This window comes from Brevundimonas sp. UBA5936, from assembly GCA_002430835.1.
Lineage (GTDB): Bacteria > Pseudomonadota > Alphaproteobacteria > Caulobacterales > Caulobacteraceae > Brevundimonas.
In genome coordinates this window covers 1-6,204 of sequence record DJDA01000083.1, presented here as the reverse complement: position 1 = coordinate 6,204, position 6,204 = coordinate 1, and the positions used below count along the sequence as shown (strand labels likewise).

Here is a 6,204-nt window from a genome sequence, read left to right as displayed (position 1 = left end):
ATTCAGACGAATTGGACTCTCTTTTTCCCTTCTCCCCTTGTGGGAGAAGGTGGGCGCCGGAGGCGCTCGGATGAGGGGTGCCGACGCGACGTTGTGAAAAAGAGGCGTGGACGTGGGCTGAAAATTTCAGCTGTGACGCAAACACCCCTCATCCGTCGGGCTCCGCCTGCCACCTTCTCCCTCAAGGGGAGAAGGAAACCCGCCCGCCGTCTTGACTCCCCGCCCCTCTGGACCGACACGACCCAACCATGATCACGCGCTATTCCCGCCCCGACGCCGTCGCCATCTGGTCGCAAGAGACCAAGTACAAGATCTGGTTCGAGATCGAGGCCCACGCCGCCACCAAGATGGCCGAGCTGGGCGTGATCCCGAAGGAATCGGCCGAGGCCATCTGGGCCAACGGCAAGGACGCGACCTTCGACGCCGACCGCATCGACGAGATCGAGCGCACCACCAAGCACGACGTCATCGCCTTCCTGACCCACGTCGCTGAAATCGTCGGCGAGGAAGCCCGCTTCCTGCATCAGGGCATGACCTCTTCGGACGTGCTGGACACCTGTTTCGCGGTGCAGCTGGCGCGCTCGACCGACCTGCTGCTGGGCGGTGTCGACCGCGTCCTGGCCGCGCTGGAGACCCGCGCCAAGGAGCACAAATACACCCCGACCGTGGGCCGCTCGCACGGCATCCACGCCGAGCCCGTCACCTTCGGCCTGAAACTGGCCGGCTATCACGCCGAGTTCCAGCGCGCCAAGCGCCGCCTGATCACCGCCCGTGAAGAGATCGCCACCTGCGCCATCTCGGGCGCCGTCGGCACCTTCGCCAACGTCGATCCGGCCGTCGAGCAATACGTCGCCGACCAGATGGGCCTCAGCGTCGAGCCCGTCTCGACCCAGGTCATCCCGCGCGACCGTCACGCCGCCTATTTCGCCGCCCTCGGCGTCGTGGCCTCCTCGGTCGAGCGTCTGGCCGTCGAGATCCGCCACCTGCAGCGCACCGAAGTCCTCGAAGCCGAGGAATTCTTCGACAAGGGTCAGAAGGGCTCGTCGGCCATGCCGCACAAGCGCAACCCGATCCTGACCGAGAACCTGACGGGCCTCGCCCGTCTGGTCCGCTCGGCCGTGACCCCGGCGATGGAGAACGTCGCCCTGTGGCACGAGCGCGACATCAGCCACTCCTCGGTCGAGCGCGGCATCGGCCCGGACGCCACCATCCACCTGGACTTCGCCCTGCACCGTCTGGCGGGCGTGATCGAGCGCCTGAACGTCTATCCCGAGAACATGCAGAAGAACCTCGACCGCCTGGGCGGCCTGGTCTTCTCGCAGCGGGTCATGCTGGCCCTGACCCAGGCGGGCGTGTCGCGCGAGGACGCCTATGCGGCGGTTCAGGAGAACGCCATGAAGGTCTGGCGCGGCGAAGGCGCCTTCATCGACTTCCTGAAGGCCGACGCCCGCGTCACCCTGCCCCACGACGCGTTGGAGGCCCTGTTCGATCTCGGCTATCACACCAAGAACGTCGACGTGATCTTCGAGCGGGTGTTCGGCCAGGGCTGACCCCATGCGCAGCGTCGGCTTCGATCCTGTCGTCGACGCGCGCACCCGGCTGCTGATCCTCGGCAGCCTGCCGGGCGACGCCTCGCTGAAGGCGGCGCAATATTACGCCCACCCGCAGAACGGCTTCTGGCGGTTGATCGGCGCTGTAATCGCCCAACCGGACCTGACCGCCCTGCCCTATGAAGCGCGGCTGGAGCGCTTGCGAACGGCGCGGATCGGCCTGTGGGACGTAATCGCCTCGGCCGAGCGGCAGGGCAGCCTGGACGCCGCCATCCGCAATCCTGAAGGCGCCGACCTGGCCGACTTGATGACGCGCCTGCCCGATCTGCGCGCGGTGGCCTTCAACGGCGGGACGGCGGCGCGGCTGGGCCGACGCGCCCTGGCGGGTGCGCCCGGCGTCGCGCTCCTTGACCTGCCCTCGTCCAGCGCGGCCCACGCCCGGCCGTTCGCCGAGAAACTGTCGCGCTGGACCGCCCTCGCTCCCTATCTGGACTGAGGCGAGCTTGGCCGCACATCACGCGCCGCGCCCGAAAAATTGATCGCGAACGCATCCTTTTGCGCAGGCAGCCGTATTCCTTTCCGACGCGGCCTCCCCCCGTTTGCAAGCCGACGTCGATGGAGGAATTTCATGACATTCACCCGCATCACCGCCCTCGCCGTATCGTCCGCCGCCCTGATGGCCGTAGCCGCCTGCGGTCAGAACGAGACGAAGAAGGAGCCGGCGCCGGTCGAGACCGCCCCGCCCGCCATGGCCCCCGCCACGACCGAGCCCATGGTCGGCGGCGTGGCGATGAACCCGTCCGACAACCTGGTCGCCAACGCCTCCAAGGCTCCGAACCTGACCACCCTGGTCAGCGCGCTGCAGACCGCCGGCCTGACGGAACGACTGCAGGGCGCCGGCCCCTTCACCGTCTTCGCGCCCGACAACGCGGCCTTCGACAAGATCCCCGCCGCCACGCGCGAGGGCTGGATGCAGCCGGCCCAGAAGGCGGCGCTGACCAAGCTGCTGACCTATCATGTGGTGCCCGGCCGTCTGACGGCCGCCGATATCGCCGCCCAGGCCCAGGCCAACGGCGGAACCGCCACCCTGACCACGGTTCAGGGCGAGAAGCTGTCGGTCAAGGACGCCGGCGGCGGCCAGTGGCGGATCACCGACGCCAAGGGCGGAACCTCGACCATCACCCAGGCCGACGTGGCCCAGTCGAACGGCGTGGTTCACATCGTCGACACGGTGCTGATGCCGAAATAGGACATCGGATCGAACCGACCGGCCGCGGGCGCGTTGATCGGATGCGCCCCGGCGCCTCCGGTCCCTTCCGTTTCCCCGGCGGAAGCCGGATCGAAGAAGGGCCGCAACCGTCGCCGGTTGCGGCCCTTGTGTCATTCGATTGCGATGCGGTTATTCGCCGGCGCGGATCTGTTCGCGCGCGATCGAGGCCAGTTCGTCCATCTTGGAGCGCAACTCGCCTTCGGACACCGTCATGCCCGAAGCCTTGAAGTCTCCGGCCACCTTGCGGAAGACGTCTTCCTCGCCCGGCTGTTCGAAGTCGGCGCGGACCACAGCGGCGGCGTATTGCTCGGCGCTCTCAGGCGACAGGCCCATCTTCTCGGCAGCCCACAGGCCCAGCATCTTGTTGCGACGCGCGATGGCCTTGAATTCCTGTTCCTGATCGAGGGCGTATTTGGCCTCAAAGGCCTGTTCCCGATCGTCGAAGGTCGTCATGCGCGTCGTAACTCCAGTCACGGACGAGTCTTGTCCGCAAACGGCTCTATGGCCCCCGGCGCGACCGAACGCAACCAGACTTCGGTCGCGTATGCTGACGCAGGGTCGCTTCAGGATATTTGTGTCACAGACGCCCTTCGGCTAAAGGGCGCGTGGTTCTATATAGCCGCCGTCGATTCAGGAACCGCGCCGCCCCGACCTTCGGGCCGCGCGTTTTTCGTTTTGAGGCCGTCCGTTTCCTTCCCCCCGGGGCCCGAAGATGAACACCAAGCGCAAGAAGCTCTACGAGGGCAAGGCCAAGATCCTGTACGAGGGGCCTGAGCCGGGCACGCTGATCCAGTATTTCAAGGACGACGCGACCGCCTTCAACGCGCAGAAGAAGGCGACCCTGGAAGGCAAGGGCGTCATCAACAACCGCATCAGCGAATTCATCATGTCGCGCCTGAACTCGATCGGCGTGACCAACCACTTCATCAAGCGTCTGAACCTGCGCGAGCAGCTGATCCGCGAAGTCGAGATCATTCCGCTGGAAGTCGTCTGCCGCAACGTCGTCGCCGGCTCGCTGGCCCAGCGTCTGGGTCAGGAAGAGGGCACGCCCCTGCCCCGTTCGATCATCGAATTCTACTACAAGAAGGATGAGCTGAACGACCCGATGGTGACCGAAGAGCACATCACCGCCTTCAACTGGGCCACGACGCAGGAGCTGGACGACATCCTGGCCATGACGGTGCGAGTGAACGACTATCTGTGCGGCATGTTCGGCGCTGTCGGCATCACCCTGGTGGACTTCAAGATCGAGTTCGGCCGCGTGTGGGAGAACGACTTCGCCCGCGTCATCCTGGCCGACGAAATCAGCCCCGACTCGTGCCGCCTGTGGGATTCGACCACGGGCGAGAAGCTGGACAAGGACCGCTTCCGCCGCGACATGGGCGACGTCATCGAAAGCTACACCGAGGTGGCCCGCCGCCTCGGCATCATGAAGGACATGCCGACCGTGATTCAGGGAGGGCTGCATTAATGGCCAAGGTTAAAGTTCACGTCTTCCTCAAGCCCGGCGTCCTGGACGTCCAGGGCAAGGCCGTCGAAGGCGCCCTGCAGGGCCTGGGCTGGAACGGCGTGTCGAACGCCCGCGTCGGCAAGCTGATCGAGTTCGACCTCGACGACGCCGTCGCCGACAAGGAGGCCGAGGTGAAGCGCATGTGCGACACCCTGCTGGCCAACACGGTCATCGAAAGCTACCGGATCGAAATCGCCTGACGGCGATGACGGGTCAGACGATCAGGGCCGCTCGAAAGAGCGGCCTTTTTCTATGCCCGCCGACCTAGCCGCACAGGTAATCCCGGCTCAGCGGCGCGGCCGTCTGCTTCTTCGTCAGTTGCAGCTGGAACACCATGTGGCCCAACTCGCGGAAGGCCACCTCGCTGGCGGCGAGATAGAACTCCCACATCCGGCAGAAGCGCTCGTCATACATGGCCAGAGCCTCGCCGCGCCGGGCCAGGAACCGCTTGCGCCAATGCCGCAGCGTCTCGGCGTAGTGCAGACGCAGCACCTCCATGTCCGTGACCCACAGGCCCGCGCGCTCGATGGCGGGCAACACCTCTGACAGGGCCGGGATATAGCCGCCGGGGAAGATGTATTTGCGCACCCACGGCTGGGTGCGGTTAGGCGGCGACTTGCGGCCGATGGAATGGATCACCGCCACCCCGTCGTCGTCCAACAGACGGGCGACCGTGTCGAAATACTCCTGATAGTTCGGCACGCCGACGTGCTCGAACATCCCCACCGAGATGATGCGGTCGAAGGTCTGGTTCAGGTCGCGATAGTCCTGAAGCCGGAAATCGGCCCGGTCGGTGACGCCCAGCGCCGTCGCCCGCTCATTGGCCGTGCGGTGCTGTTCGGTGGACAGGGTGACGCCGGTCACGCGCGCCCCGCGCTCGACCATCGACAGGCCCAGCCCGCCCCAGCCGGCCCCGATGTCCAGGGCGCTATGCCCCGGCTCCAGCAGCAGCTTGTCGATCAGGCGGCGCTTCTTGGCGACCTGGGCCTGTTCCAGGCTGGCGTCTGGCGTCTCGAAGAAGGCGCAGGAGTATTGCAGGTCTTCGTCCAGGAACAGGCGATAGAAGTCGACCGTCAGATCGTAGTGATGGCTGACGTTGCTGCGCGCGTGCAGCCGGTCGTTGGCCTGCTCCGCCCCGCGCTTGATCCGCTGCATCCAGGTCAGCTTGGGCGACCGCGGCCGAAGCGCCAGTTGCGAGGTCGTAAGTTGCAGGAAGTCATAGATGCTGCCGCCCTCGATCCGGAACGTCCCGTCCATGAAGGCTTCGCCCAGGGCCAGGTCAGGATTGGCGGCGATGGCGACGGCGGTCTTCATGTCCGTCAGCACGGCCGTCAGTTCCGGTTCGCCCGGCCCCGCCGTCAGCTCACGCCCGTCCGGAAGCCGCACCCGGATCGACCGCGTCTGAAAGGTTCGGTCCAACAGGGCTTGCAGCATCCCGTTCCTCCGCTCATCAAGACAGCTTGACCTTAGCTAGGGACAGAATGTCGCGACGCAACGCCCGTGACCAGTCTTCCGTTAGTTTGGGCATCCGAATCCGCCGTCAAAGGAAGAGCGCGCCATGAGCTTCACCGTCACATCGACCGACTTTCCCGACGGAGGCGTCCTGCCCGACGCCCAGGTCAAGGCGCTGGGAAACACCTCGCCGCAACTGTCGTGGTCCGGCGCGCCCGAAGGGACCAGGAGCTTCGCCGTCACCTGTTATGATCCCGACGCCCCGACCGGCTCGGGCTTCTGGCACTGGACAGTCGCCAACATCCCGGCGGACGTGAACGCCCTGGCCGCCGGTGCGGGCGCCGTCGGCGGAGCGAACCTGCCCAAGGGCGCCGTCCAGGGGCGCACCGACTATGGCGAGGCCGGCTTCGGCGGCGCCGCCG

The 6,204-nt window shown here is 66.2% G+C and carries 8 protein-coding genes; 6 read left to right on the top strand and 2 right to left on the bottom strand.

Translation table 11 applies throughout. The features are described from left to right. The first annotated feature begins 248 nt into the window (after positions 1-248). The 3 genes from purB (at position 249) to B2Y21_RS07770 (ending at position 2,799) form a co-directional block, all read left to right on the top strand. Positions 249-1,550 (top strand): adenylosuccinate lyase, encoded by a 1,302-nt coding sequence (purB, locus tag B2Y21_RS07780; RefSeq protein WP_292058641.1) that lies wholly within the window; start codon positions 249-251, stop codon positions 1,548-1,550. 4 nt (positions 1,551-1,554) lie between these two features. Then, a complete protein-coding gene (locus tag B2Y21_RS07775; protein WP_292058639.1) occupies positions 1,555-2,046 on the top strand; it encodes a DNA-deoxyinosine glycosylase in 492 nt (163 codons plus the stop codon). 132 nt (positions 2,047-2,178) lie between these two features. Next, positions 2,179-2,799: a fasciclin domain-containing protein gene (locus B2Y21_RS07770; protein WP_292058637.1), complete on the top strand. Its 621-nt coding sequence runs from the start codon at positions 2,179-2,181 to the stop codon at positions 2,797-2,799. A gap of 150 nt (positions 2,800-2,949) precedes the next feature. On the opposite strand, the gene B2Y21_RS07765 is transcribed toward B2Y21_RS07770, so the two are convergent. Next, a complete protein-coding gene (locus B2Y21_RS07765) occupies positions 2,950-3,273 on the bottom strand; it encodes a DUF1476 domain-containing protein (RefSeq protein ID WP_125901728.1) in 324 nt (107 codons plus the stop codon). Positions 3,274-3,532: 259 nt separating this feature from the next. Here B2Y21_RS07765 and purC point away from each other — a divergent pair, with 259 nt between their 5' ends. After that, on the top strand, positions 3,533-4,291 hold the full coding sequence (purC, locus tag B2Y21_RS07760; protein ID WP_003165779.1) for a phosphoribosylaminoimidazolesuccinocarboxamide synthase: 759 nt from the start codon (positions 3,533-3,535) through the stop codon (positions 4,289-4,291). Further along, positions 4,291-4,530 carry a phosphoribosylformylglycinamidine synthase subunit PurS gene (gene purS / locus B2Y21_RS07755; protein ID WP_269299347.1) on the top strand — a complete coding sequence of 80 codons (240 nt, stop codon included), beginning with the start codon at positions 4,291-4,293 and terminating at the stop codon, positions 4,528-4,530. The genes purC and purS overlap by 1 nt, the downstream gene beginning before the upstream one ends. Positions 4,531-4,594: 64 nt before the next feature. Here the strand turns inward: purS and B2Y21_RS07750 are convergent, their stop codons facing one another. After that, positions 4,595-5,764: an SAM-dependent methyltransferase gene (locus B2Y21_RS07750; RefSeq protein WP_292058630.1), complete on the bottom strand. Its 1,170-nt coding sequence runs from the start codon at positions 5,762-5,764 to the stop codon at positions 4,595-4,597. Positions 5,765-5,888: 124 nt separating this feature from the next. Here B2Y21_RS07750 and B2Y21_RS07745 point away from each other — a divergent pair. Further along, a partial coding sequence (locus tag B2Y21_RS07745; RefSeq protein ID WP_292058628.1) for a YbhB/YbcL family Raf kinase inhibitor-like protein occupies positions 5,889-6,204 on the top strand: 316 nt, incomplete at its 3' end.